We start from the raw sequence: 1,347 nt of genomic DNA, 5'->3' as shown, positions 1-1,347 counted from the left end.
CGCCAGCGCCTGCGGTGCCCAGGGGCCCTTCCTGGGCGACGTGCTGCGTCGAGTCAGCGAACGGCTCGGCGGCGGCGGCGAGGAGGCCTTCATTCGCCTGATCCAGGCCTCCCGGATGATCTCCTGCGACAACGCCCATGCGCTCCACCCCAACTTCACCGACAAGCACGATGCCGCCCACGGGCCGGCGCTCAACGGCGGGCCGGTGATCAAGGTCAACGCCAACCAGCGCTACGCCACCAACAGCGCCACCGCGGCCCTGTTCCGCGACCTGTGCCGCGAGGCCGGGGTGCCGGTACAGACCTTCGTCACCCGCGCCGACATGGGCTGCGGCAGCACCATCGGGCCGATCACCGCCACCGAGCTCGGCGTGCCGACCCTGGACGTGGGGGCGCCCCAGTGGGCGATGCACTCGATCCGCGAGACCGCTGGCGCCAAGGATGTGGCCTACCTGACCCGGGTGCTCACGGCGTTCTGCAATCGCGCCGAGCTGGCCTGAGCGGCGACGGCGAGGGGCCGGTAGGACAGGGGTGGGCTCCTGGCCGGCCCCGTGAGGCGAGGGCAGCGCAATAACGAAAAACCCGGCGCCAGTGGCGCCGGGTTTTCGGTATCTGGTGGCTACGCCCTGACTCGAACAGGGGACCCCATCATTATGAGTGATGTGCTCTAACCAACTGAGCTACGTAGCCAGCGGCGCGTACTCTAGCGCTCACCGCAAGGCGTGTCAACTCCCTGATATGCAAGGCCTGGGGGCTCCCGGGGCGGCGGCCTGGCGATGCTTGACAGGCCTCGGGCGGCTCAGTAACATACGCGCCACCTCGACGAGCCGAGACCTTGCGTCCCATTCGTCTAGTGGTCCAGGACACCGCCCTTTCACGGCGGGAACAGGGGTTCGAACCCCCTATGGGACGCCACTCGACTCATCAGGTGCCGGAGTGCAAGAAAGCGCGGGAATAGCTCAGTGGTAGAGCACAACCTTGCCAAGGTTGGGGTCGCGAGTTCGAATCTCGTTTCCCGCTCCAAGCTTTGAAAAAGCTGATGCGTCCCATTCGTCTAGTGGTCCAGGACACCGCCCTTTCACGGCGGGAACAGGGGTTCGAACCCCCTATGGGACGCCACCTCGCACGCTTAGGCGGTACCGACAAGCGGGAATAGCTCAGTGGTAGAGCACAACCTTGCCAAGGTTGGGGTCGCGAGTTCGAATCTCGTTTCCCGCTCCATCGTCCCCCCCTATCTCGATGATATCTGCCTCGCTGCAGGCATCTTCGCGTGTCCGGCATCCGCGGCCCGACGCCGGCCGCCACCTTGAAGTCGCCTCGCATCACCCCAATATCCTCAGGCCTTTGC

Annotated in this window: 5 tRNA genes and 1 pseudogene (1 of these 6 running past the window's edge); 5 read left to right on the top strand and 1 reads right to left on the bottom strand. The window is 65.9% G+C overall.

Annotated features, from left to right (window positions below):
* Positions 1 to 499: pseudogene (locus J5F18_RS14430) on the top strand (M18 family aminopeptidase) (it extends 798 nt beyond the left edge of the window).
* A 113-nt stretch (positions 500 to 612) separates the two neighbouring features.
* On the opposite strand, the gene J5F18_RS14425 reads toward J5F18_RS14430, so the two are convergent.
* A tRNA-Met gene (locus tag J5F18_RS14425) sits at positions 613 to 689 on the bottom strand.
* Between the two features lie 149 nt (positions 690 to 838).
* Between J5F18_RS14425 and J5F18_RS14420 the strand changes: the two genes are divergently transcribed.
* From J5F18_RS14420 to J5F18_RS14405, 4 genes are all read left to right on the top strand, one after another.
* Positions 839 to 914 (top strand) — tRNA-Glu (locus tag J5F18_RS14420).
* A gap of 33 nt (positions 915 to 947) precedes the next feature.
* Positions 948 to 1,022 (top strand) — tRNA-Gly (locus J5F18_RS14415).
* Between the two features lie 20 nt (positions 1,023 to 1,042).
* Positions 1,043 to 1,118, top strand: a tRNA-Glu gene (locus J5F18_RS14410).
* 27 nt (positions 1,119 to 1,145) lie between these two features.
* Positions 1,146 to 1,220, top strand: a tRNA-Gly gene (locus J5F18_RS14405).
* Positions 1,221 to 1,347: the final 127 nt, after the last annotated feature.

The organism is Halomonas sp. BM-2019, assembly GCF_017584085.1.
This window is presented reverse-complemented; position numbering and strand designations above follow the sequence as displayed.